This window comes from Streptomyces pratensis, assembly GCF_016804005.1.
Taxonomy (GTDB): domain Bacteria; phylum Actinomycetota; class Actinomycetes; order Streptomycetales; family Streptomycetaceae; genus Streptomyces; species Streptomyces pratensis_A.
In genome coordinates this window covers 2,025,889-2,049,337 of the sequence record NZ_CP051486.1, presented here as the reverse complement: position 1 = coordinate 2,049,337, position 23,449 = coordinate 2,025,889, and the positions used below count along the sequence as shown (strand labels likewise).

At 71.8% G+C, this 23,449-nt stretch carries 18 protein-coding genes and 1 riboswitch; of the genes, 6 read left to right on the top strand and 12 right to left on the bottom strand.

Features of this window, described 5'->3' with window-relative positions; genetic code table 11:
* Nucleotides 1–55: 55 nt before the first annotated feature.
* Nucleotides 56–856 (bottom strand): inositol monophosphatase family protein, encoded by an 801-nt coding sequence (locus HED23_RS09075; RefSeq protein ID WP_203182894.1) that lies wholly within the window; start codon nucleotides 854–856, stop codon nucleotides 56–58.
* 111 nt (nucleotides 857–967) lie between these two features.
* Nucleotides 968–2,092, bottom strand: a complete 1,125-nt coding sequence (locus HED23_RS09070; RefSeq protein WP_203182893.1) for a ferrochelatase — start codon at nucleotides 2,090–2,092, stop codon at nucleotides 968–970.
* A gap of 110 nt (nucleotides 2,093–2,202) precedes the next feature.
* Between HED23_RS09070 and HED23_RS09065 the strand changes: the two genes are divergently transcribed.
* A complete protein-coding gene (locus tag HED23_RS09065) occupies nucleotides 2,203–3,459 on the top strand; it encodes an MFS transporter (protein ID WP_203182892.1) in 1,257 nt (418 codons plus the stop codon).
* Complete coding sequence (locus tag HED23_RS09060; RefSeq protein WP_203182891.1) at nucleotides 3,407–4,726, top strand: D-arabinono-1,4-lactone oxidase; 1,320 nt, start codon at nucleotides 3,407–3,409, stop codon at nucleotides 4,724–4,726. The genes HED23_RS09065 and HED23_RS09060 overlap by 53 nt, the downstream gene beginning before the upstream one ends.
* Before the next feature lie 25 nt (nucleotides 4,727–4,751).
* Here HED23_RS09060 and HED23_RS09055 read toward each other — a convergent pair whose 3' ends face one another.
* Nucleotides 4,752–5,852: a hypothetical protein gene (locus HED23_RS09055; protein WP_203182890.1), complete on the bottom strand. Its 1,101-nt coding sequence runs from the start codon at nucleotides 5,850–5,852 to the stop codon at nucleotides 4,752–4,754.
* A 496-nt stretch (nucleotides 5,853–6,348) separates the two neighbouring features.
* On the opposite strand from HED23_RS09055, the gene sepH reads away from it, so the two are divergent.
* Complete coding sequence (gene sepH, locus HED23_RS09050; protein WP_203182889.1) at nucleotides 6,349–7,413, top strand: septation protein SepH; 1,065 nt, start codon at nucleotides 6,349–6,351, stop codon at nucleotides 7,411–7,413.
* Between the two features lie 86 nt (nucleotides 7,414–7,499).
* Here the strand turns inward: sepH and HED23_RS09045 are convergent, their stop codons facing one another.
* On the bottom strand, nucleotides 7,500–8,327 hold the full coding sequence (locus HED23_RS09045; protein WP_203182888.1) for a sulfurtransferase: 828 nt from the start codon (nucleotides 8,325–8,327) through the stop codon (nucleotides 7,500–7,502).
* Nucleotides 8,328–8,565: 238 nt separating this feature from the next.
* Here HED23_RS09045 and HED23_RS09040 point away from each other — a divergent pair, with 238 nt between their 5' ends.
* The gene (locus tag HED23_RS09040) at nucleotides 8,566–9,342 is read left to right on the top strand and encodes a VOC family protein (RefSeq protein WP_203182887.1); all 777 of its coding nucleotides are present in this window, start codon (nucleotides 8,566–8,568) and stop codon (nucleotides 9,340–9,342) included.
* 270 nt (nucleotides 9,343–9,612) lie between these two features.
* Here HED23_RS09040 and HED23_RS09035 read toward each other — a convergent pair whose 3' ends face one another.
* From HED23_RS09035 to HED23_RS09020, 4 genes are all read right to left on the bottom strand, one after another.
* Nucleotides 9,613–10,263 (bottom strand): thymidine kinase, encoded by a 651-nt coding sequence (locus HED23_RS09035; protein ID WP_203182886.1) that lies wholly within the window; start codon nucleotides 10,261–10,263, stop codon nucleotides 9,613–9,615.
* 50 nt (nucleotides 10,264–10,313) lie between these two features.
* Nucleotides 10,314–11,501 carry an alkaline phosphatase family protein gene (locus HED23_RS09030; protein ID WP_203182885.1) on the bottom strand — a complete coding sequence of 396 codons (1,188 nt, stop codon included), beginning with the start codon at nucleotides 11,499–11,501 and terminating at the stop codon, nucleotides 10,314–10,316.
* A complete protein-coding gene (locus tag HED23_RS09025; RefSeq protein WP_203182884.1) occupies nucleotides 11,501–12,097 on the bottom strand; it encodes a DUF5998 family protein in 597 nt (198 codons plus the stop codon). The genes HED23_RS09030 and HED23_RS09025 overlap by 1 nt, the downstream gene beginning before the upstream one ends.
* Before the next feature lie 61 nt (nucleotides 12,098–12,158).
* Nucleotides 12,159–15,146, bottom strand: coding sequence for a GNAT family N-acetyltransferase (locus tag HED23_RS09020; RefSeq protein ID WP_203182883.1), 2,988 nt, complete (start codon nucleotides 15,144–15,146; stop codon nucleotides 12,159–12,161).
* 284 nt (nucleotides 15,147–15,430) lie between these two features.
* On the opposite strand from HED23_RS09020, the gene HED23_RS09015 reads away from it, so the two are divergent.
* Nucleotides 15,431–15,712, top strand: coding sequence for an HPr family phosphocarrier protein (locus tag HED23_RS09015; RefSeq protein ID WP_203182882.1), 282 nt, complete (start codon nucleotides 15,431–15,433; stop codon nucleotides 15,710–15,712).
* Nucleotides 15,713–15,883: 171 nt separating this feature from the next.
* Here HED23_RS09015 and HED23_RS09010 read toward each other — a convergent pair whose 3' ends face one another.
* From HED23_RS09010 to HED23_RS08995, 4 genes are all read right to left on the bottom strand, one after another.
* Nucleotides 15,884–16,588 (bottom strand): GntR family transcriptional regulator, encoded by a 705-nt coding sequence (locus tag HED23_RS09010; protein ID WP_203182881.1) that lies wholly within the window; start codon nucleotides 16,586–16,588, stop codon nucleotides 15,884–15,886.
* Nucleotides 16,589–16,811: 223 nt separating this feature from the next.
* Nucleotides 16,812–17,603, bottom strand: a complete 792-nt coding sequence (locus tag HED23_RS09005) for a M23 family metallopeptidase (RefSeq protein WP_203182880.1) — start codon at nucleotides 17,601–17,603, stop codon at nucleotides 16,812–16,814.
* Between the two features lie 12 nt (nucleotides 17,604–17,615).
* Nucleotides 17,616–17,785, bottom strand: a riboswitch (cyclic di-AMP (ydaO/yuaA leader).
* Nucleotides 17,786–17,977: 192 nt separating this feature from the next.
* Nucleotides 17,978–19,360, bottom strand: coding sequence for a M16 family metallopeptidase (locus HED23_RS09000; protein ID WP_203187414.1), 1,383 nt, complete (start codon nucleotides 19,358–19,360; stop codon nucleotides 17,978–17,980).
* Between the two features lie 26 nt (nucleotides 19,361–19,386).
* Nucleotides 19,387–20,739, bottom strand: coding sequence for a M16 family metallopeptidase (locus HED23_RS08995; protein WP_203182879.1), 1,353 nt, complete (start codon nucleotides 20,737–20,739; stop codon nucleotides 19,387–19,389).
* Between the two features lie 246 nt (nucleotides 20,740–20,985).
* Here HED23_RS08995 and HED23_RS08990 point away from each other — a divergent pair, with 246 nt between their 5' ends.
* Nucleotides 20,986–23,436, top strand: coding sequence for a DNA gyrase/topoisomerase IV subunit A (locus HED23_RS08990; RefSeq protein ID WP_203182878.1), 2,451 nt, complete (start codon nucleotides 20,986–20,988; stop codon nucleotides 23,434–23,436).
* The last annotated feature ends 13 nt before the right edge of the window (nucleotides 23,437–23,449 follow it).

Here is a 23,449-nt window from a genome sequence, read left to right as displayed (position 1 = left end):
TCTCTCGTGCCGGCGCCCTCCCTCGGCCGACCAGTGGGCTCAGGGGGCGCATACGTCAGTCGTGCCAGGCTCCCAGTTCCTCCAGAAGGGCCTGCAGCGGCTCGAAGACCCCCGGGGTCGCCGCGATCGTCAGGTCTCCGTCCGCGGGGCGTCCGGGCCTGCCCCCGGTGAGGGCGCCGGCCTCCCTGGCGATGAGGTCGCCCGCCGCGACGTCCCACGGGTGCAGGCCGCGCTCGTAGTAGCCGTCGAGCCGGCCGGCCGCCACGTCGCAGAGTTCGATGGCGGCGGATCCGCCGCGCCGGATGTCCCGCAGCCTCGGGATCAGCAGCTGGGCGACGGCCGCCTGGTGGGCGCGCACCCCGGTGACGTAGTTGAAGCCGGTCGCCACCAGGGACTGGTCGAGGGGCGCCGTGGGCCGGCAGCGCAGTGCCTCGCCGTTCCCGTACGCGCCACCGCCGAGCACGGCGTGGAAGGTCTCACGCCGCATCGGGGCCTCGACCACGCCGACGACCCGCTCGCCGTCGCGCTCGGCGGCGATGGAGACGGACCAGGTCGGGAGGCCGTAGAGGTAGTTCACCGTGCCGTCGAGCGGGTCGATGACCCACCGGATACCGCTGCTGCCCTCGGCGCTGGCGCCCTCCTCGCCGAGGAACCCGTCGGCGGGGCGGTGCTCGGAGAGGTAGCCGGTGATCAGCTTCTCCGCCCGGATGTCCATCTCGGTGACGACGTCGATCGGGCTGGACTTCGTCGCGGCCACCCCGAGATCCGCGGGGCGGCCGTCACGCAGCAGCGCGCCGGCCCGGCGGGCCGCCTCAAGGGCGAGGTCGAGCAGTTCGGTCAGGAGGGGGTCGGTCACAACGCTCCAGAGGTGGTGTCGCGGGTCCGGGACGGGCCTGTCACCGTCCGCGTGAGGGAGGCCGGACGGTGACGGAGGGGCGGACGGTGGCGGGAAGGCGGACGGTGGCGGCTAGAACGGGCTGTCGGCGCCCGCGGCGGCCGGCTTGAGCGTCCTGGCCGGGCAGCAGCCGACCGGACAGAGGTCGTGGGAGGGGCCGAGCGCGCCCAGGGCACAGGGCGCCACCGGGCGGTCCTGTTCGGCGGCGGCGCGCTCCAGGACCAGCTCACGCACGGCGGCGGCGAACCGGGGGTCCGCGCCCACCGTCGCGGAGCGGCGCACGGGCAGCCCGAGCTCGGCGGCCTTCGCGGTGGCCTCCGTGTCGAGGTCGTACAGCACCTCCATGTGGTCGGACACGAAGCCGATGGGGGCCATGACGACCGCCGGGACACCGTCGCCGTGGAGTGCCTCCAGGTGGTCGCAGATGTCGGGCTCCAGCCACGGGATGTGCGGGGCGCCGCTGCGCGACTGGTAGACGAGCTTCCACGGATGGTCGACGCCGGTCTCCTCGCGCACGGCCTCACTGATCAGCCGTGCCACATCCAGGTGCTCGGCCACGTAGGAGCCGCCGGCGCCGTGCGTCCCGACCGGCCCGGAGGTGTCTGCCGCGGAGGTCGGGATGGAGTGCGTGGTGAACGCCAGGTGTGCCCCCGCCCTGACGTCGTCGGGGAGACCGTCCAGCGACGCCAGCACGCCGTCGACCATCGGCCGTACGAAGCCGGGGTGGTTGAAGTAGTGCCGCAGCTTGTCCACCCGGGGCACCGGGAGCCCCTCCGCCTCCAGGGCGGACAACGACTCCGCCAGGTTCTCGCGGTACTGCCGGCAGCCGGAGTACGAGGCGTAGGCGCTGGTGGCGAGCACGGCGATCCGGCGGTGGCCGTCCGTGATCATCTCGCGGAGGGTGTCGGTGAGGTACGGGGCCCAGTTGCGGTTGCCCCAGTACACCGGGAGATCCAGGGCGTGGTCCGCGAAGTCCTTGCGCAGGGCGTCGAGCAGCGCCCTGTTCTGCGCGTTGATCGGGCTCACGCCGCCGAAGAGGAAATAGTGCTTGCCGACCTCTTTCAGCCTCTCTTCGGGGATGCCCCGGCCACGCGTCACGTTCGCCAGGAACGGGACCACGTCGTCAGGGCCTTCGGGACCGCCGAAGGAGAGCAGCAGCAGGGCGTCGTAGGGAGCGGGATCACGCAGATCGGACATGCACCCGATCCTGCCACCCGCCTCCGACAGTGCGGCAACCGACGTGGTCGGTGAGCACCCGTAAGCTGTGTCAGCCACTGCACACCTGACAGGCCTTCCCGGAGTACCCCTTGCCCAGCCCCTACCGCGCCATCTTCGCCGCCCCGGGAAGCCGGGAGTTCTCGGCGGCCGGATTCTTCGGCCGGATGCCGCTGTCCATGATGGGGATCGGCGTGGTGACGATGGTGTCCCAGCTGACCGGCCGTTACGGACTGGCGGGTGCGCTCTCCGCGACGCTCGCCATGGCGGCGGCCGTCATGGGGCCGCAGGTCTCGCGGATGGTCGACCGGTACGGGCAGCGCCGTGTGCTGCGTCCCGTCACGCTGTTCGCGGCCGCGTCGGTCGCGGGGCTGCTGGTCTGCGCACAGCAGAGGCTGCCCGACTGGACCCTGTTCGTCTTCGCCGCGGGCGCCGGCTGCGTCCCCAGTGTGGGGTCGATGGTCCGGGCGCGCTGGGCGGAGATCTACCGGGGTTCCGGGCGCCAGTTGCACACCGCGTACGCGTGGGAGTCGATCATCGACGAGGTGTGCTTCATCTTCGGGCCCATCGTCTCCATCGGTCTGTCCACCGCCTGGTTCCCCGAGGCCGGCCCCCTCATCGCGGGGGTGTTCCTGGTGATCGGCGTCTTCTGGCTGACGGCTCAGCGGGCCACCGAGCCGAGGCCGCACCCGAAGGAGCACCACACGGGCGGCTCGGCCATGCGCTCGCCCGGGCTCCAGGTGCTGGTGGTCACCTTCGTCGCCACCGGGGCGATCTTCGGAGCGGTGGACGTGGTGACGGTGGCCTTCGCCGAGGAGCGCGGCCACAAGGCGGCGGCCAGCCTCGTTCTCGCGGTCTACGCCCTCGGTTCCTGCCTCGCGGGAGCCGTCTTCGGCCTCCTGCACCTGCGGGGGAAGCCGTCCACCAGGTGGCTGTCGGGGGTGTGTGCGATGGCCGTGAGTATGATCCCCCTCCAACTGGCCGGGAGCCTGCCGTTCCTGGCCGTGGCGCTCTTTGTCGCGGGCCTCGCCATCGCACCGACGATGGTCACCACGATGGCCCTCGTCGAACAGCACGTACCGCGCACCCAGCTGACCGAGGGCATGACCTGGACCAGTACCGGGCTCGCGGTCGGAGTGGCGCTCGGCTCCTCCGCCGCAGGCTGGGTGGTCGACGCCTCGGGGGCCGAGGCGGGGTACGCGGTGCCCGCCGTGGCGGGAGCGCTCGCGGCCGCGGTGGCGTTCCTGGGGTATCGCCGGCTCGCGGAGCCGGTCCCTACGGGAGGGCGCGGGGAAGATGACGGACACCTACGCACGGACGGCGGACACGTGGCGGAACTGGGCGGGTAATGTCACCGCCCGGCCGGCGCGCGTGGAGTCCCCCGCCTCGGTCGACGAGCTCGCCGACGTGCTCCGCAGGGCGTCCGAGGACGGTCTGACCGTCAAGCCCGTCGGCACCGGTCATTCGTTCACCGCGGCCGCCGCCACCGACGGGGTCCTCGTACGCCCGGATCTGCTCACGGGCATCCGGGACATAGACCGCACGGCGATGACGGTGACGGTCGAGGCCGGCACGCCGCTGAAGCGCCTCAACGTCGCGCTCGCCCGCGAGGGGCTCTCCCTCGCCAACATGGGCGACATCATGGAACAGACGGTCGCCGGAGCCACCTCCACGGGCACCCACGGCACAGGCCGCGACTCGGCGTCGATCTCCGCCCAGATCCTCGCGCTGGAGCTGGTCACGGCCGACGGCACGGTGCTTCGCTGCTCGGCGGGCGAGCACCCTGACGTGTTCACCGCGGCCCGGATCGGGCTCGGAGCGCTCGGCGTGGTCACAGCGGTCACGTTCGCGGTGGAGCCGGTCTTCCTGCTCACGGCCCGCGAGGAGCCGATGACCTTCGACCGGGTCGCCACTGACTTCGATCAGCTGGTCACGGAGAACGAACACTTCGAGTTCTACTGGTTCCCGCACACCGGCAACTGCAACACCAAGCGCAACAACCGGAGCGCGGGGCCAGCGGCTCCGCCCGGCCGGGTCAGAGGCTGGATCGAGGACGAACTCCTCTCCAACGGAATGTTCCAGGTCGCCTGCTCGCTCGGCCGTGCGGTCCCGGGAGCCATCCCCTCCGTCGCCCGCATATCCAGCCGCGCCCTGTCTGCCCGTACGTACACCGACATCCCGTACAAGGTGTTCACCAGCCCCAGGCGGGTGCGCTTCGTCGAGATGGAGTACGCCGTGCCGCGCGAGGCGGCGGTCGAGGCCCTGCGTGAGCTCAAGGCCATGGTGGAGCGCTCACCCCTGCGGATCAGCTTCCCGGTGGAGGTCCGCACGGCACCCGCGGACGACATCGCGCTCTCCACGGCCTCGGGCCGGGAGAGCGCGTACATAGCTGTGCATCTGTACCGGGGCACGCCCTATCAGGCGTACTTCACGGCGGTCGAGCGGCTCATGACGGGTTACGAGGGGCGCCCGCACTGGGGCAAGATCCACACCCGGGACTCCGGCTACCTGGCCGGGGCCTACCCCCGCTTCGGCGAGTTCACCGCCGTACGGGACCGGCTCGACCCGGACCGGCTGTTCGCCAACGACTACCTGCGCCGCGTGCTCGGGGACTGAGGGCCCACGGGCACGGGCGTCAGGATCACCCCGCGCCCGTCCCTGCCGCGCCCCCGCCCTGCCGGCCCGGGTCCTCTCCGGCTCCTGTCGGGACCGGCGAAGCCGGAGCGGTTTCGTCGGCTCCCGGTGTGGACGGGGTGGTGGCTTCGGGGCTGGTGGCCCCGCCGGACGCCGAAGGCGTGGGGGCGGGGTCGACGGCCGGACCCTCACCACCGGAGGGCTCGGGCTGCGCGTTCTCGCCCTCGCCCGGAACCGCGCCTGGGGCCGTCGTGCTCCCGCTGCCAGGCGTGTTCCCGTCGCCGCCGTCGTCCCCCTCGCTCCCGTCGTCCTCCTGGCCGGTGCCGTCCGAGGGCGAGGACGAGGGTGAGGGCGTCGTCCCGTTGTGGCGCTCACCGCTCACGACGGAGCCGATGGTCGTCCCTCCGTTGCCTCCCAGATCATGGCCGGAGGCCATCTCGTACACGGTGATCCCGGCCATCGACAGGACGAAGACCCCGGTGGCCGCCAGGGCAGACCGCTTCCAGCCGCGGACACGGGTTCCGTGCGTACGGGCATCGGAGTACGAGTCGTCCGGGAACGCACCGCCATGACCCGCGGCCTGCGCGTGGGTCCCGCCGTTCGCCGGGGCCCCCTGGTGCGCGTCGCCGCCCGCTCCGCCAGGGCGGACCTGCCGGAGAACAGTGGTGCGGTCCGCACCCGGCTCGGCCACGCGCAGCGCTCTCGTCGCGTCGTCCGTGCGAAGGGCTCTCGTCGCGTCGTCCGTGCGAAGGGCTGTCGTCACCTCGGCCGCGCGCAGGAGCCTCGTCGGGTCGTCCTCGGGCCGTTGCGGCGGGGGGTACGTCTCCCGTGTGCGGACGGTCACCTGACGGCCCGCCGGATGCTTCACCTGGACGGTGACCTCACGGATCTGCTCTCCGGTGCGACGGAAGAAGTGCTGGAAGACCGAGCCCCCGCAGGTGGCCACGACGCTCATCACACCGGCGCCGGCGATGGTTCCGTACACGCCGAGCTGCGAGGCCATAACCGCCGCCGCCACCGCCGCGACGGCACTGCCCGCAACCTGCGGCAGGCTCAGATCTATGCGCCTTTCCTTGCGTTCCGCATCACTCTGCGGCTTCTGAACCATGATCAGCCCCTGCTCGACAACTACCCCACCTTGCACCAGGAAGGGACATTTGAGCGAATCAGATAGTTCCGATTCTGGAGATTTTGTGAAGCAGCACACGCATCGAGGGCATATCGCGAAGAACGGGGTACTCCAACTCCCGTGCCCGGTGAGAACTTCGACGGCGCGCCGGTCCACCCAGGTGGCCCGAATGGAGTACTGTGGCGAGCCCTGGGGCCGGACTCCCGCATGGGCGTCCGGAACCTACGGGAGGGGGCCGAAGACGGCACTCGAACCGGCGGCGCCGCGGCATCGCACGGGCGCCTGCTACATGGAGCGACCATCCGGTCACTTCGCGTCGCAACAGGTGACCGTGCCATCCTGGCGTTCCAGGGCCAAGGCCCGACACGCCGGGTAACTTGGCAAGGTTGTGGCAGGCTGAACCCGGGCAGGTCACACTCGACTAGCGGAAGCAGCGACGCACGTGACGTCGGCAGGCACCACCCGGGAGGTTCCCATGCCCGAACTGCGTGTCGTGGCCGTCTCAAACGACGGCACACGACTGGTGCTCAAGGCTGCGGACAGCACGGAGTACACGCTTCCGATCGATGAGCGGCTGCGTGCCGCCGTGCGCAATGACCGCGCCCGGCTCGGCCAGATCGAGATCGAGGTGGAGAGCCATCTCCGCCCGCGCGACATCCAGGCGCGCATACGTGCCGGCGCCTCCGCCGAGGAGGTCGCCCAGTTCGCCGGCATCCCGGTGGACCGGGTACGCCGCTTCGAGGGCCCCGTGCTCGCGGAGCGTGCGTTCATGGCCGAGCGCGCCCGGAAGACTCCTGTGCGCCGTCCCGGTGAGAACACCGGCCCCCAGCTCGGCGAGGCGGTGCAGGAGCGACTGCTGCTGCGCGGCGCCGACAGGGAGACCGTCCAGTGGGACTCCTGGCGCCGGGACGACGGCACCTGGGAAGTCCTCCTGGTCTACCGCGTCGCGGGCGAACCGCACTCCGCGAGCTGGACGTACGACCCGCCGCGCCGGCTCGTCCAGGCCGTGGACGAGGAGGCGCGCTCGCTGATCGGCGAGACCGACGACGTCGCGGCCCCGGAGCCGAGCTTCCCGTTCGTGCCCCGGATCGCACGGCTGCCGCGCGACCGGCCGCTGGACCGCGCGCTGGACCGTCAGATCGAGCGTCCCTCCCCCTCCGCGCCGGAGCCGGATGAGCGCCTCGGTGGCGTGTCGGCCGGGGAGCGCGATTCGCTGACCAGCCTCCTGGAGGCCGTGCCGAGCTTCCGTGGCGACATGGTCGTACCTGAGCGGACCTCGCAGCCCGAACCACCAGCTCTCGAGCCCGCGCCGCAGCAGGAGCCGGAGGCGGACGAACCCCCGGCCGCGGCGGCATCCGCCGGCGCCGGTTCCGCCTACGCCGATGTGCTGATGCCCCGCGCGGTGGCGGGCCACCGCGACCGGCTGACCGGGACGACGGACCGCCAGGCCGAGGCGGACGGTGTGCGTCCGGGACGACGGGCGGCGGTGCCGAGCTGGGACGAGATCGTTTTCGGCACACGCCGGAAGAAGCAGGACTGAGGAACGGCCCTGAGGTCCGCGGCATGAGGAGGGCCCGTACGCAGTCGCGTACGGGCCCTCGCTCCGTCCGGACGCCCGTCGTCGCGTCAGGCGGGGTCGGGCCCCGTGGCGACGGGGCGGGACTCGTCCGAGGACCACTCCGACCAGGATCCGGCGTACAGCGCGGCCCGGTGCCCGGCGAGCTCCAGCGCCAGCACCTCATGGGCGCCCGAGACGCCGGAGCCGCAGTAGACGCCGATCCGGGCGGCGCTGTCGGCACCCAGGGCCGAGAACCGGGAGGCGAGCGATCCGGCGGGCAGGAAGAGTCCGTCCTCGCCCACGTTCTGCGTGGTCGGGGCGGACACCGCTCCCGGGATGTGGCCGCCGACACGGTCGATCGGTTCCACGTCACCCCGGTAGCGCTCCGCGGCCCGCGCGTCGAGCAGCAGCCCGGAGCCGGCGAGCTCCGCGGCGCCGTCCGCGTCCAGGAGCCCGAGTGCGCCCGGCTGTGGCCGGAAGTCACCCTCGGCGGGCTTCGGGACATCGGTGGAGAGCTCACCCGTCCATGCGGCGAGGCCGCCGTCCAGCACCCGGACGTCGAGGTGTCCGGTCCAGCGCAGCAGCCACCACGCGCGGGCCGCCGCCCAGCCCTGGCCGCCGTCGTAGACCACCACAGGGGTCTCGTGACCGACTCCGGCGCCCCGCATGACGGACCCGAAGGCCTCCGGATCCGGCAGAGGATGACGGCCGCCGCTGCCGGCGGGGCCCGCGAGTTCGGAGTCGAGGTCGATGAACACGGCGCCCGGGAGGTGCCCGGCCTCGTAGTCGGCGCGGCCGTTCGGCCCGCCGAGCTGCCAGCGGATGTCCAGGAGCACCGGCGGGCGCGGCCCCGCCGACTCGCTCAGGTATTCGGATGCGGTGATGATGGGCTTCATGGGTGCCATCTTCGCGCAGGGGCCGCCCGCGGTGACGGCATACCGAAAAGGACGTACCACACGAAAACGGCGCCAGGTCCGAGCGGAAGCCGGAAAACGCGGCGCGGCCGGGGTGCCTCGGAGCCCCAGTGGTGCGAGCATCTGCACGGAGCGTATGCGCCCGTATCCGTACCGCTGGACGCCGTGCAGCTTCCGTCCCCCGTACGGCCACCCCGATGGTACGAGGAGAGAGCAGAAGATGACCGAGGCTGTCACCCGGCGCACGCCCGGAGCCCCGTGCTGGGTGAGTCTGATCGTGCACGGCCTGACCGCGACCCAGGAGTTCTACAGCCGGCTGTTCGGCTGGGAGTTCCGGCCGGGGCCCGAACAGCTGGGGCCCTATGTCCGGGCCCTGCTGTGCGGCAAGGAGGTCGCCGGTATCGGGCAGATGCCGCCCGGCCGGCATCTGCCGATCGCCTGGACGACCTATCTCGCCACCGAGAACGCGGATGCGACGGCGGAGGTGATCCGTTCATGCGGCGGGACGGTGGCCGTCGGCCCCCTGGACGCCGGGAACGCGGGACGCCTCCTTCTCGCGTCCGACCCCGGTGGCGCGGTCTTCGGTGTCTGGCAGGCCGCCGAGCACGTCGGCACCGCGCTCGCGGGCACACCGGGCACACCGGTATGGAACGAGCTGGTGACGCGGGAGACCGCATCGGTGGCGAAGTTCTACCAGGCGGTGTTCGGCTTCGAGACCGAGGCGGTCGTCTCGGCCGACTTCGACTACCAGACCCTGCATCTCCGGGGCCGGCCGGTGGCCGCCCTGCACGGTGTGGGCCACGCCCTGCCGCGTGACCGGGGCCCGCACTGGATGACGTACTTCCAGGTCGCCGACACCGACGCGGCCACGGCCCGCGTGACGGAGCTCGGAGGGCACGTGCTTCAGCCACCGAGGGAGGCCTCGAGCGGCAGGCTGGCCACGGTGGCGGATCCGGAGGGCGCGGTGTTCACGATCGTCCGGCCGCCGGGCGGCTGAATCCGTCCCGCCCGGACGGCCGCACCGGCACGGCGTCCGCGCCCGGAGGTCCGGCGGCGTGGGACGGCACCCGGGGCCGGCGCGCTTGGAAAGGCGCTGCCGCACGCGCCGCACCGCCCGGTGGAGCCACGACCCGCCGCCCTTCGGAGCCGCGACTTCGAGCGGCTCACGCCGACGAGTACCGTGCCCGCCGCCATGCCTGCGAGAGCGAGCCGCCCGGGCCGTGGGCTGTCAGCCGTGGCTGGCCGGCAGGACGTCAGGCGACGACTGTCAGCCGTGGTTGACCGGCAGGACGTCGGGCGACAGCGCGCCCGCGTGGGACGCGGCACTCGTCATGTGCCGGCGGTGGTGACGGCGGCAGAGGACCTCGTAGCCGGTCTCCGCGGCCGGCCGGTCGACGTCGCCGACGACGACCTGCTCCCCCTCGACCACCATCACACCGCCGACCGTCCGGGCATTGTGCGTGGCCCGGGCACCGCACCAGCACATGGCCTCGACCTGGAGGGTCTCTATCCGGTCCGCCAGCTCGATCAGGCGCTGCGAGCCCGGGAAGAGCTTGGTGCGGAAGTCCGTGGTGATACCGAACGCGAACACATCGAGGCCGAGGTCGTCGACGACCCGGGCCAGTTGGTCGATCTGCTCGGGAGCGAGGAACTGGGCCTCGTCCACGATCACGTGATCGACCTTGTCACCCTTGGACATCCGGCTCACCAGATAGCCGTACAGATCCATCCCCGGAGCGGCCTCGACCGCCTCCGTCACCAGACCGAGCCGCGACGAGAGCTTCCCCTCCCCCGCCCGGTCGTCCCGGGTGAAGATCACGCCCTGCAGACCACGGGCCGATCTGTTGTGGCCGATCTGCAGGGCCAGGGTGCTCTTCCCGCAATCCATCGTTCCGGAGAAGAACACGAGCTCGGGCATGAGGAGGTGGGCGCCTTTCGGGGTGCTGTGCGGTGGGGAGACGACGAGGACTACGAGCGTACTTCGAGAAGCGGAACCAGCTGCTCCACGGAGGTCAGCGATCCGTGCATGCCCACCATCGCGGACTCGTGGGGCTCGTTGACCGAAGCGGTGATGACCACGTCGTCGTGGGCGGCCGCGACCACGTCGCCGATCCTGCCGTACACCCGCTCGTCGATCCGCGGGCCGAACCAGCCCGCCGCGACCGCCTCGTCACGGCTCGCCACCCAGAACTGCTCACCGAGCACCTCGCGCCAGACGGTCAGCACGTCGGCCTCGGCCCCTGGGACCGCGTACACGTGACGGGCGCGGCCCTCGCCGCCCAGCAGGGCGACGCCGGCGCTCAACTCCCAGTCCTCGTCGAAGTCGATCCGGGACTGCTCGTCGAACGGGATGTCGATCATGCCGTGATCGGCGGTGACGTACAGCGCCGATCGGGGCGGCAGCTGCTCGGCGAGGCGCTGCGCGAGTCCGTCGACGTACATCAGCTGCCCCCGCCAGGCGTCGGAGTCGACGCCGAAGCGGTGCCCCTGGCCGTCGACCTCGCTGTAGTACGTGTAGACGAGCGACCTGTCACTGGCGGCGAGCCGCTCGGCGGCGAGGTCCATCCGGTCCTCGCCGGTGAGACGGCCGAGGAAGGAACCACCGCTGAGCGCGACCTTGGTCAGAGGGGTCTGCTCGAAGCCGGGGGCGGAGACCTGAGCCGTTCGTACGCCCGCGGCGTCGGCGAGCTTGAAGACCGTCGGGTACGGCTGCCAGGCCTTGAGGTCGGTCCACGGCTTCCAGCGGAGCTGGTTCATGAGCGCGCCCGTGGCCGGGTTGCGCACGGTGTAGCCGGGAAGTCCGTGCTCACCGGGGGCCAGGCCCGTGCCGACCGAGGCGAGCGAGGTCGCCGTGGTCGCCGGAAAGCCGGAGGTGATCGGCCGGCCGGTTCCGCCACGGGACGTGGGGAGCAGCGAGTGGAGGAAGGGTGCCTCGTCCGGGTGGGCCTTGATCTGTTCCCAGCCGAGCCCGTCGATCAGGAAGACGCAGTTCCGGTCGGCGGGGGTGAGCTCCGGGATCATCGCCTCGAAGCCGGGTACACCCTGCCCCGCGACGAGCGTCGGCAGCAGATCGGCGAGCGAGCCGGTGCCGTACTCGGGTGCGGGCGCGGCCTCGGGAGCGAGCAGGACGGGGTCCTGCCAGGCGGGCTGGACCATCAGCGGGAGGCCGCCGCGGTCGCGGCCGTGGCCTCGGAGAGGGCCTGGGCGAAGGCCAGGGTCTGGCGTACCGTGTCCGGGCCGTCCCCGGCCTCGCTGACGCGCAGGCTCAGGTCATCGGCGGTGGAGCTGCCGGTGTAGCCGTGGTCGGCCTCGCAGTTGGGGTCGCCGCAGGCCGCGGGCTCCAGGTCGATGCGGGAGACCGCACCCCAGCCGATGGTCAGGACGACCTCTCGGGGCAGCGTGCCGGGCACGTACTTCTCGGGGTCGGCGACCACGCGGCTGACCACGACGGAGGAGATCCGGTCGAGCTTGACCGACTCGGTGGACGTCGTGGCGTAGGGCGTCGGAGAGCTGGTGTCGGCGGCCTGCTCGTCGGTGTGGCTGACGATGAAGCGCGTGTCCGTCAGGACGAGGACCGTGACGTGGCGACGCACCTCGTTGGAGTCGAAGGTGGTCTCCTGGTGCACCAGGTACGAAGCGACAGGCTCCCCGCCGACAGCGGCCTCCACCGCCTCGGCCACGAGGGCCGGGTAGTAGCCGCTGCGCTCGATCGCCGCGCGCAGCCCCTGGGTCGTCGTACCGGTCTTTGCCATGAGGACCATCCTACGGGGGGCCGGTGGCTGCCGGGGACGCCGTGCGCGGGTCCGTGGGCGGTCAGTAGGCGGGGAGCCGGCGGGGGCCGAGATCACTGCGGGCGGGCGGCGGGGCGAGGCGCACGCTCGCTCCGAGCACCGTCAGGCCGTGCGTGGCCACGACCACGGGTTCCAGTGCGACCGAGACCACCTCGGGGTGGTCGTCGACCAGCCGGGACACCCGCAGGAGGAGCTCCTCGAGGGCTGCGGTGTCCACCGGTGCGGACCCGCGCCAGCCGAACAGCACGGGAGCCGCCTTGATGGAGCGGATCAGCTCGGCGGCATCGCGGTCGGTGACGGGCACGAGACGGTGGGCCGTGTCACCCAGCAGCTCAGAGGGTGCGCCGGCCAGGCCGAAGGAGAGGACGGCGCCGGCGGCGGCGTCGATGGACGCCCTGACGACGGTGTCGACGCCCCTGGGTGCCATGGCCTGGACGACGGGCCGGAGTTCGGCGGGGGTGCCGAGCAGATCGGTCAGTTCGTCGTACGACCGGCGCAGGGCGTTCTCGTTGGCGAGATCGAGCCGGACGCCGCCGAGGTCGGCGCGGTGCCGGAGATGGGGTGCGGTGGTCTTGAGGGCCACCGGGTAGCCGAGCTCGGCGGCGGCGGCGACGGCCGCCTCCGGGCCGGGGGCGGGGAGCGCAGGCCGTACGGAGACGCCGTAGCGGGCGAGCAGCTCGCGGGCCTCGTCGTGGGTGAGCGGGCGGCCACGCGGGTCGGGGCTCGGGCCGAGCAGCGTCCCGATCAGCGCGGCGGTCCCGTGCTCGTCGATGGTGTCGTCCAGGAATTCGGGCACCTTTCCCGGGGCGGCGGCCTGGCGCCGCCACTGGGCGTACTTCACCGCCTCGGCGAGTGCGCGGACGGCTCGCTCGGCCGCCGGGTAGGCGGGGATCCGCCCGGCGGAGGGTCCGGGGCCGGCGGAGGGTCCGGGGCCGGCGGTGGTGCCCGCGCCCGTTCGGGACACGGCCGGAGCCGGGGTTCCGGTCCGGGGTCCGCCCGCTGCCGTTGCGTCGGACGGTGCCGGGGACGGCTGCCGGGGGTTCGGCCCCGGGGTGCCCGCGCCGTACGGGGAGGAGAGCCCGGACCCCTGGCCCGGGGCAGCCGCGGGGCCGGCCGTCCGGGGCGCGGGCCGGGCGGCCGTGCTCGTGGCGGCGGCGAGAGCCTGCGCGAGGCCGCCCATCTCCACGTGCACCACCGCCACCGGCTTCGCGGGCCCGGTGGCCGCCGCCTCGCGCAGCGCGTCCGCCAGGACCTCGCCCTCGCCGGTCAGCGCCTCGCCGTTCTCACCGACCCAGGGGATCGCGGTCACGATCACCGCGTCGCACGTCCGGTCGGCAAGCGCCTCGGCCAGCGCGCGCCGGAAGTCCTGCGGGCTCGCCTCCGTGGTGAGGTCGCGGGGCGGGCGGGGGCGCAGCCCTTCCGCGAGGCAGGCGTCGTAGGTGAGGAGGCCGAGCGACTCCGAGTTGCCCAGGATCGCCACCCGCGGACCGTCCGGGAGCGGCTGGCCGGCGAGGAGCAGGCCCACGTCGACCATCTCCGTCACGGTGTCGACGCGGATCACGCCCGCCTGGCGCATCAGCGCGGAGACGGTCGCGTCGGGGATACGGCTGACCGGCACGGCGTGGCCCGGCGGATTCGTCCCGCTGTGCCGGGCGCCCTTCACCACCACCACTGGCTTCACGGCGGCCGTGCGGCGGGCGAGACGGGTGAACTTGCGCGGATTGCCGAGTGATTCGAGGTACAGCAGGGCGACGTCGGTGCCCTGGTCCTCGAACCAGTACTGGAGGAAGTCGTTGCCGGACACATCGGCGCGGTTGCCCGCGGAGATGAAGGCCGACAGCCCGGCGCCCCTGCGGTGGAGACCCGACAGGAGGGCGATCCCGATGGCGCCGGACTGGGTGAAGAGCCCGATGCGCCCGGGCTTCGGCGACTCGGGGGCGAGGGAGGCGTTGAGGCGGACCGCGTCGGAGGTGTTGATGATGCCGAAGGCGTTCGGGCCGATGATCCGCATGCCGTACGAGCGTGCCTGCCGGACCAGTTCCCGCTGCCGCTCCCGGCCTTCGGCACCGCGCTCGGCGTAACCGGCGGAGAGGACGACGAGGCCCTGGACCCCGTGCTCGCCGCAGTCGGCGACGACCTCGGGCACCCGGTCGGCCGGGACGGCGACGACCGCGAGGTCGACCTGCTCACCGATCTCGCCGACCGAGCGGTGGGCGGGTACGCCCTCCACCGCGTCGAGGTCGGCGGCGAAGGAGGTGTTGACCGCGTACGCGCGCCCGGTGAAGCCCGAGCCCAGGAGGTTGCGCAGCACCGTCCGGCCCACGCCGCCGGGCACGCGGCCGACGCCGACGACCGCCACGGAACCGGGTGCCAGCAGGCGTTGCACCGAGCGCGCTTCGGCCCGCTGCTCACGGGCGCGCTGGACGGCGAGGGACTCTGCCGTGGGCTCCAGATCGAGGTTGAGGTGGACCGAGCCGTCCTCGAAGCTGCGCTGCTGGGTGAAACCGGCGTCCCGGAACACCTTGATCATCTTGTTGTTGGCGGGCAGCACCTCGGCGGCGAAGCGGCGGATGCCCCGCTCCCGCGCCACCGCCGCGATGTGTTCGAGGAGGGCCGACGCGACTCCTCGGCCCTGGTGCGCGTCCTGGACGAGGAAGGCGACCTCGGCCTCGTCGGCGGGGGCGGAGGCGGGCCGGCCCTGGCCGTTGATCCGGTCGAAGCGGACGGTCGCGATGAAGTCGCCGCCGATCGTGACGGCAAGTCCTACCCGGTCGACGTAGTCATGATGGGTGAAGCGGTGCACGTCCCGGGCGGAGAGACGTGGATACGGGGCGAAGAAGCGGTAGTACTTCGACTCGTCGGACACCTGCTCGTAGAAGCTGACCAGCCGCTCGGCGTCGTCCGTGGTGATGGGCCTGATGCGCGCGGTGCCGCCGTCGCGGAGCACCACGTCCGCCTCCCAGTGGTCGGGGTACGCGTGATGCGGACTCTGCTCCGGAGTGGGCTCCATGGGCAAAGCCTACGGCTCGGCCCTCCGGTCCGACCCGGGCGGATCGGCGCGTGGCGTCCGGCGCGCGCGGCTTCGAGCAGGAGGAGCGGGCGACGAGGAGCCATCGAAGCCCGGTCCCGATCCGGACGGGAGGCCCTTGGCGCACCGGTCGCGGCGAGGTCGCGGCAGGGGCACGCTGAGGGAGCCGACAGGCGGTGAGCAGCCTGCGGCGACGCCGGGCACAGCAGTGCGCACTGCATGAGAGACTGGTCTAGACAACCCATTGATACGTGAAGGGCAGAACCATGGCTGAGCGCCGCGTCAACGTCGGTTGGGCCGAGGGCCTGCACGCCCGCCCCGCTTCCATCTTCGTCCGTGCCGCTACGGCCTCCGGTGTCCCGGTGACCATCTCCAAGGCGGACGGCAACCCGGTGAACGCGGCTTCCATGCTCGCGGTGCTCGGCCTGGGCGCCCACGGCGGCGAGGAGATCGTGCTCGCGTCCGAGGCGGACGACGCCGAGGCCGCTCTGGACCGCCTGGCGAAGCTGGTCGCCGAGGGGCTCGAGGAGCTCCCGGAGACCGTCTGATTCCGGCCGATCAGGGCCGGGACAATTCCTGCGGAAAAGCCGCGGCACCCCTCAGGGGGGCCGCGGCTTTCCTGTTTTCCGGAACAGGGCCGGCGGAATCCTGAAAATGCGTATCAGGGCAGCAAGAAGAAAGCCCTCCGATAAACACCCTCTTTGTATACGGCGCAATTGTTAATGGCGCACTCCCTCGATGTTTACGGGGTGTTGCGAAGACCTCACCCGCGCCGCGCCCGTCGCGTGCCCCGGCCGGTCCGTGCGCCGCAGCCGGTGGGCCGCGGTGGCCCGCTCGGCGTGCTGGGTGGCGAGCGCCCGGGCCCGCTCCGCGTCACGGCGCGCCACGGCGTCGACAAGGGCGCCGTGCTCGGCCCAGGAGTCCGCGGGCCGGGCAGGCTGCTCGACGGCGTACATCCAGGCGATCTTGTGCCGGAGCTGGGTGAGCAGCGCGATGAGGGCGGGACTGCCCGAAGCCTGCGCCAGCGTCTCGTGGAACCAGCCCCCCAGGGAGCGCAGATCCTCCCCCTCGCCTCTGCGCACCCGCTCCTGCCCGAGCCTGACCAGGCCCCGGAGCACCTTGAGGTGCGCCTCCGTACGGCGCTGCGCCGCGCGTGCGGCACCGAGGGGCTCCAGGAGCATGCGGATGTCCAGGAGGTCGGCGGCCTCCTGCTCCGTGGGCTCGGCGACACAGGCGCCGGCGTGCCGGCGGGTGACGACGAACCCCTCCGACTCCAGGGTGCGCAGCGCCTCCCGCACGGGGACGCGGGAGACCCCGTACCTACGCGCGAGCACCTCTTCGGTGAGGCGGCTGCCGCGCTCGAAGACACCGGAGACGATGTCGTCACGGATTGCCGTGCATACCGAATGCGCGGGAATGCGCATGTCCGAACCTCCGCCTTAATCCCCGCGAAACGCGGCCGATCGACGCCTGTTCTGTGACTCTATTGCAACCGGCCCGAATTTCCGATGGCGGGGTGGAATCCATGGATATCTTTTGGCCGGGGAGCGCGTCCGCGGGGACTTCGGCTCACGTCGCGGCCGGCACACGAAGAAGGCCCCGGCGGGTGCCGGGGCCTTCTTCGGAGCGGTGTCGCGCGGAGTCGGATCAGACCTGGACGCCGTGGGCACGGAGGTAGGCGACGGGGTCCATGTCCGAGCCGTATTCGGGAGTGGTCCGGGCCTCGAAGTGCAGGTGCGGTCCGGTGGAGTTGCCGGTCGAACCGGAGACGCCTATCTGCTCGCCCGAGCCGACGCTCTGGCCGACGGAGACGCCGATCGAGGAGAGGTGGCCGTACTGGGTGTACGTACCGTCCTTCATCTTGAGCACGATGTTGTTGCCGTACGCGCCGCCCCAGCCCGCCTCGACGACCGTGCCCGCGCCGACCGCGACGACGGAGGTGCCGGACGCCGCCTGGAAGTCCACGCCGGAGTGGCTCCCGGAGGACCACAGCGCCCCGCCGGACTTGTAGCCGGTGGTCACGTGCGAGCCGGCGACCGGAAGGTGGAAGGAGTTCAGCCGGGCACGCTCGGCGGCGCGGGCGGCACGCGCCGCCTCCTCGCGGGCCTCCTCGGCACGGGCCTCGGCCTTGCGCTTCGCCTCGGCCTTCGCCTTCGCCTTGGCCTTCGCTTCGGCCTCGGCCTTCGCGGCGATGTCCGCCTGGCGCTGCTGCGCCTCGGCCTGGGCGTCGATCTGGGCGGCGAGTGTGGTGTCGAGGGCGACGGTCTGCGTGAGACCGGTACCGGCGGCGGTGGCCTCGGAGTCCGCGGCGAGGGCCGGGGAGGCCGTGGCGCCGAGGACGCCGGTGGTGGCCAGGGCCGCGATGCCGGCGGCCTTGGCGCTCTTGCGCGTCAGGCGGCTCGGGGCACGGTGCTTCCCGGTGGCACGGATGAACGCCATGGAGGGGCTGGTCCTTTCCTTCCTTCTCGCCTACCGGGTTAGCTGACGGGTTCGGAGCAGGAAGGTCTCCTACGGACCCCTGAGGCCTCCGGCGAGGTACAGGGATCCGATTCACCCCAGGGACTTCGTGGGTCCCCGGCCCCCCAGGCTCGCGCCTGACGGGGACTCGGCGATGACTGTCCGGTCGCCGCGGGCGCGGCATTCGTCTGGCGGACAGCCGAGCCGACGCTAGGACGGGCCGCTTTCCCTCACCAAACGGAAAGGGCCTTTTGTCGCACATCCCACAGGACGAACAGCACCCTTTTTCGCAAAATGGACAAATGACAGAACCCCGGCGCACATGCCTGCGCCGGGGTCCGTCATGTCCCGTTCCGTCAGCCGCTGACGACCGACACCTCACCGATGCCGAGCGCCCTCACGGGCTCCGCGATCTGCGCGGCGTCCCCGACCAGGACGGTGACCAGCCGGTCCACCGGGAACGCGTTGACCACCGCGGCGGTCGCCTCGACCGTGCCGGTCGCGGCCAGACGGGCGTACAGCTCGGCCTGGTAGTCGTCCGGAAGGTGCTGCTCCACCTGATCGGCCAGGGTGCCCGCGACGGAGGCCGCCGTCTCGTACTTCAGCGGGGCCACGCCCACCAGGTTCTGCACGGCGGTCTCACGCTCGGCGTCGGTGAGACCTTCGGCCGCCAGGGTGCGCAGCACCTTCCAGAGGTCGTCGAGCGCGGGACCGGTGGACTCCGTGTCGACGGAACCGCTGATGGCGAGCATCGCGGCGCCGGTCGCCCCGGACGAGGAGCCGGGACCGGTCGAGCGCAGCACCTGCCCGAAGGCCCGCACGCCGTAGGTGTAGCCCTTCTCCTCGCGCAGCACGCGGTCCAGCCGGGAGGTGAGGGTGCCTCCCAGGCAGTACGTGCCGAGGACCTGGGCGGGCCACACGCTGTCGTGCCGGTCCGCGCCGATCCGGCCGATCAGCAGCTGTGTCTGCACGGCTCCGGGGCGGTCCACGATGACCACACGGCCGGTGTCGTCCGCGGTGATCGGGGGCACGGGCCGGGTCTGTCCGGCGTTGCCCGACCAGTCCCCCACGGTGTCGGCGAGCAGCGCGTCCAGGTCCACCTCGGTGAGGTCGCCGACGACGACCGCCGTCGCGGTGGAGGGGCGGACATGCGCGTCGTAGAAGGCGCGTACGGCGGCGGCGTCGATCCGCCGGACCGTCTCCTCGGTGCCCTGACGGGGACGCGACATCCTCGCCGTGGCGGGGAAGAGCTCCTTGGAGAGCTGCTTGGCCGCCCGTCGGGCCGGGTTGGCCTGCTCGTGCGGGATCTCGTCGAGGCGGTTGCCCACCAGGCGCTCGATCTCGCTCTCCGCGAAGGCCGGGGCCCGCAGGGCTTCGGCGACCAGGCCGAGGGCCTTGGCCAGCCGGGACACCGGGACCTCCAGGGAGACGCGGAGACCCGGGTGGTCCGCGTGGGCGTCCAGCGTGGCGCCGCACCGCTCCAGCTCCGAGGCGAACTCCTCGGCGGAACGCTTGTCCGTGCCCTCGGAGAGCGCGCGCGCCATGATCGTGGCCACACCGTCCAGGCCCTCGGGCTCGGCGTCCAGCGGGGCGTCGAGGAAGATCTCCACGGCGACGACCTGCTGGCCGGGGCGGTGGCAGCGCAGCACGGTCAGCCCGTTGGGCAGGGCGCCGCGCTCGGGCGCGGGAAAGGCCCAGGGCCTGGCCTCGCCTGCGGTCGGCTGCGGGTGGTACTCCATCGCTACTCCAGTCACGGCGGCGTCGGTCACTTGTCGGCCCCCTCGTGCGCGTCGGTGCCGTCCGTCTCGTCGGCCGGTTCGACCGGCTCGTAGACCAGGACCGCGCGGTTGTCGGGGCGCAGGTGCGCCCGTGCGGCGGCCTTGACCTCGTCCGCCGTCACGTCGAGCACACGGCCCACCGCGGTCAGGGCGAGCTGCGGGTCACCGAACAGCACGGCGTACCGGCACAGTTCGTCCGCGCGGCCGGCGACCGTACCGAGACGGTCCAGCCACTCGCGCTCCAACTGCGCCTGCGCGCGTTCCATTTCCTCCGCGGTGGGCCCCTCTTCGGCGAAGCGGGCCAGCTCCTCATCGACGGCGGTCTCGATCTGCGGCACCTCGACGCCGCCGGACGTCTTGACGTCCAGCCAGCCCAGCGAGGGTGCGCCCGCCAGCCTGAGCAGCCCGAACCCCGCGGCCACCGCCGTACGGTCGCGGCGCACCAGACGGTTGTGCAGGCGGGACGACTCACCGCCGCCGAGCACGGTCAGCGCGAGGTCGGCGGCGTCGCACTCGCGCGTGCCGTCGTGCGGCAGCCGGTAGGCGGCCATCAGCGCACGCGCGGGGACCTCCTCCTCGACCACTTCGCGCAACTGCTCGCCGATGATGCCGGGCAGCGTGCCGTCACGCGGGGGCTGCTTGCCGTCGTGGGACGGGATGGAGCCGAAGTACTTCTCGATCCAGGCGAGGGTCTGCTCCGGGTCGATGTCCCCGACCACGGAGAGCACCGCGTTGTTCGGCGCGTAGTACGTCCGGAAGAACGCCTGCGCGTCCTCCAGGGTCGCCGCGTCGAGGTCGGCCATCGAGCCGATCGGCGTGTGGTGGTACGGGTGGCCCTCCGGGTAGGCGAGGGCGGTGAGCTTCTCGAAGGCCGTGCCGTAGGGAACGTTGTCGTAGCGCTGGCGGCGCTCGTTCTTCACGACGTCCCGCTGGTTCTCCATGGACTCCTCGTCGAGCGCGGCGAGCAGCGAGCCCATCCGGTCGGCCTCGAGCCACAGAGCCAGCTCCAGCTGGTGGGTGGGCATCGTCTCGAAGTAGTTGGTGCGCTCGAAGCTGGTCGTGCCGTTCAGGGAACCACCGGCCCCCTGCACCAGCTCGAAGTGCCCGTTCCCCTTGACCTGGCCCGAGCCCTGGAACATCAGGTGCTCGAAGAGGTGAGCCAGACCCGTGCGTCCCTTGACCTCGTGGCGGGAACCGACGTCGTACCAGAGGCAGACCGCGGCGACGGGGGTCAGATGGTCCTCGGAGAGCACCACGCGCAGGCCGTTGGCCAGACGGTGCTCGGTCGCCGTCAAGCCGCCGGAACCGGCCTGGGCTGTGGCCGTGTGACCCATGGGCATGTACGTCCCTTCGATCGGTACAGGATTTCCTGCCGGACCTGCCACTCTAAGCAAGCGCACGGGCACCTGGCGAAGTTCCCGTCGGGTGAATGTTGTCGTAGATGCTGCCTTGAACCGGGGGCCCGCGGAGCCCCTGGGGAGCGCTTCGGACGGGTCGAGGTCGGCGTTGTCAGTACGGCGGTCCACAATGGTCGGCGTCAGAACCTGAGGTTGCCCGACAGAATCTGTGAAGGAGTCGCAGCCGCGATGGCCCGCCGCAGCACGAAATCCCCGCCGCCGGACGACTTCGAGGAGAAGATCCTCGACATCGACGTCGTCGACGAAATGCAGGGCTCCTTCCTCGAGTACGCGTACTCGGTGATCTACTCCAGGGCTCTGCCGGACGCCCGCGACGGCATGAAGCCCGTGCACCGCCGCATCGTGTCCCAGATGAACGAGATGGGGCTGCGCCCCGACCGCGGCTACGTGAAGTGCGCACGTGTCGTCGGCGAAGTGATGGGCAAACTGCACCCGCACGGTGACGCGTCGATCTACGACGCACTGGTGCGCATGGCACAGCCGTTCTCGATGCGCCTGCCCCTCGTCGACGGGCACGGCAACTTCGGCTCGCTGGGCAACGACGACCCGCCGGCCGCCATGCGGTACACCGAGTGCCGGATGGCCGACGCCACGTCACTCATGACGGAGTCGATCGACGAGGACACCGTCGACTTCCAGTCGAACTACGACGGCCAGGAGCAGGAGCCGGTCGTCCTCCCGGCGGCGTACCCGAACCTCCTGGTCAACGGCGCTTCCGGTATCGCGGTCGGCATGGCGACCAACATGCCCCCGCACAATCTCGGCGAGGTCATCGCCGCCGCCCGCCACCTCATCCGGCACCCGGGCGCCGACCTCGAGACGCTGATGCGTTTCGTCCCGGGCCCCGACCTGCCCACCGGCGGCAGGATCGTCGGCCTCGGCGGCATCAAGGACGCCTACGCCGCCGGACGCGGCACGTTCAAGATCCGCGCCACGGTCGCCATAGAGAACGTCACGGCCCGTCGCAAGGGTCTCGTCGTCACCGAACTGCCCTTCTCCGTCGGTCCGGAGAAGGTGATCGCGAAGATCAAGGACCTCGTCGGTTCGAAGAAGCTCCAGGGCATCGCGGACGTCAAGGACCTCACCGACCGGGCGCACGGTCTGCGTCTGGTGATCGAGGTCAAGAACGGCTTCGTGCCGGAGGCCGTGCTGGAGCAGCTCTTCAAGCTGACGCCGATGGAGGAGTCCTTCGGCATCAACAACGTGGCGCTGGTCGACGGGCAGCCGCTCACCCTGGGGCTCAAGGAGCTCCTGGAGGTCTACCTCGACCACCGCTTCGACGTGGTGCGCCGGCGCAGCGAGTTCCGCAGGACCAAGCGCCGTAACCGGCTGCATCTGGTCGAGGGCCTCCTCGTCGCGCTGCTCGACATCGACGAGGTCATCCGTCTCATCCGGGACAGCGACAACTCGGCTCAGGCGAAGGAGCGCCTGATGGAGCGCTTCTCGCTGAGCGAGATCCAGACCCAGTACATCCTGGACACCCCGCTGCGCAGGCTCACGCGCTTCGACAGGATCGAGCTGGAGACCGAGCGCGACAAGCTCACCGAGGAGATCGCTCAGCTGACCGCGATCCTGGAGTCGGACGCCGAACTGCGCAAGCTGGTCTCGTCCGAACTGGCCGCGGTGGCGAAGAAGTTCGGCACCGACCGGCGTACGGTGCTGCTGGAGTCGGCGGGTTCACAGGTCGCCTCTGTGCCTCTGGAGGTCGCCGACGACCCGTGCCAGGTGCTCCTCTCCTCGACCGGTCTCCTGGCCCGTACGGCCAACGCGGAGCCCGTGGCCCAGGCCGAGGACGCCAGGCGCACGAAGCACGACGCGATCGTGTCGGCCGTCGCCGCCACGGCACGCGGGGACGTGGGTGCGGTGACGTCCACCGGACGGCTGCTCCGGCTCTCGGTGATCGACCTGCCGCAACTGCCGGACACGCACTCGGCACCGAACCTCTCGGGTGGCGCCCAGATCTCGGAGTTCCTGACGCTGGAGGCGGACGAGGACCTGGTCTGCCTCACCACCCTGGACGAGGAGTCGCCCGGCCTGGCCATCGGCACCCTGCAGGGGGTGGTGAAGCGCGTGGTGCCCGACTATCCGCCCAACAAGGACGAGCTGGAGGTCATCTCGCTGAAGGACGGTGACCGGGTCGTTGGCGCCACACAGCTGCGTACGGGCGAGGAGGACCTGGTCTTCATCACGTCCGACGCCCAGCTGCTGCGCTATCCGGCCGCTTCGGTGCGTCCGCAGGGACGCGCGGCGGGCGGCATGGCGGGCGTCAAGCTCACGGCGGGCGCCACCGTCCTCTCGTTCGACGCGGTGGATCCCTCGGCGGACGCCGCGGTGTTCACTGTCGCCGGTTCGCACGGCACGCTGGACGACTCCGAGCGGACCTGGAAGCTCACCCCGTTCGATCAGTATCCGCGCAAGGGCAGGGCCACCGGCGGGGTGCGCTGCCAGCGCTTCCTCAAGGGGGAGGACGTCCTGGTGTTCGCCTGGGCGGGTGAGACCCCGGCGCGGGCGGCGCAGAAGAACGGGACACCTGCCGAGCTACCGGCCGCGGACCCGCGCCGTGACGGCTCGGGGACGCCCATGACGAGTCCGGTCGCGGTGGTCGCGGGACCGCTTTAGGACACCGGCGTCT

Bases quoted from the DNA above. Each gene is read 5' to 3' on its own strand.
- HED23_RS09070 (WP_203182893.1), bottom strand. From the start codon at position 2,092: ATGTCCGATCTGCGTGATCCCGCTCCCTACGACGCCCTGCTGCTGCTC.
- HED23_RS09060 (WP_203182891.1), top strand. From the start codon at position 3,407: ATGACGGACACCTACGCACGGACGGCGGACACGTGGCGGAACTGGGCG.
- HED23_RS09055 (WP_203182890.1), bottom strand. From the start codon at position 5,852: ATGGTTCAGAAGCCGCAGAGTGATGCGGAACGCAAGGAAAGGCGCATA.
- sepH (WP_203182889.1), top strand. From the start codon at position 6,349: ATGCCCGAACTGCGTGTCGTGGCCGTCTCAAACGACGGCACACGACTG.
- HED23_RS09045 (WP_203182888.1), bottom strand. From the start codon at position 8,327: ATGAAGCCCATCATCACCGCATCCGAATACCTGAGCGAGTCGGCGGGG.
- HED23_RS09040 (WP_203182887.1), top strand. From the start codon at position 8,566: ATGACCGAGGCTGTCACCCGGCGCACGCCCGGAGCCCCGTGCTGGGTG.
- HED23_RS09035 (WP_203182886.1), bottom strand. From the start codon at position 10,263: ATGCCCGAGCTCGTGTTCTTCTCCGGAACGATGGATTGCGGGAAGAGC.
- HED23_RS09030 (WP_203182885.1), bottom strand. From the start codon at position 11,501: ATGGTCCAGCCCGCCTGGCAGGACCCCGTCCTGCTCGCTCCCGAGGCC.
- HED23_RS09025 (WP_203182884.1), bottom strand. From the start codon at position 12,097: ATGGCAAAGACCGGTACGACGACCCAGGGGCTGCGCGCGGCGATCGAG.
- HED23_RS09020 (WP_203182883.1), bottom strand. From the start codon at position 15,146: ATGGAGCCCACTCCGGAGCAGAGTCCGCATCACGCGTACCCCGACCAC.
- HED23_RS09015 (WP_203182882.1), top strand. From the start codon at position 15,431: ATGGCTGAGCGCCGCGTCAACGTCGGTTGGGCCGAGGGCCTGCACGCC.
- HED23_RS09010 (WP_203182881.1), bottom strand. From the start codon at position 16,588: ATGCGCATTCCCGCGCATTCGGTATGCACGGCAATCCGTGACGACATC.
- HED23_RS09005 (WP_203182880.1), bottom strand. From the start codon at position 17,603: ATGGCGTTCATCCGTGCCACCGGGAAGCACCGTGCCCCGAGCCGCCTG.
- HED23_RS09000 (WP_203187414.1), bottom strand. From the start codon at position 19,360: ATGGAGTACCACCCGCAGCCGACCGCAGGCGAGGCCAGGCCCTGGGCC.
- HED23_RS08995 (WP_203182879.1), bottom strand. From the start codon at position 20,739: ATGCCCATGGGTCACACGGCCACAGCCCAGGCCGGTTCCGGCGGCTTG.
- HED23_RS08990 (WP_203182878.1), top strand. From the start codon at position 20,986: ATGGCCCGCCGCAGCACGAAATCCCCGCCGCCGGACGACTTCGAGGAG.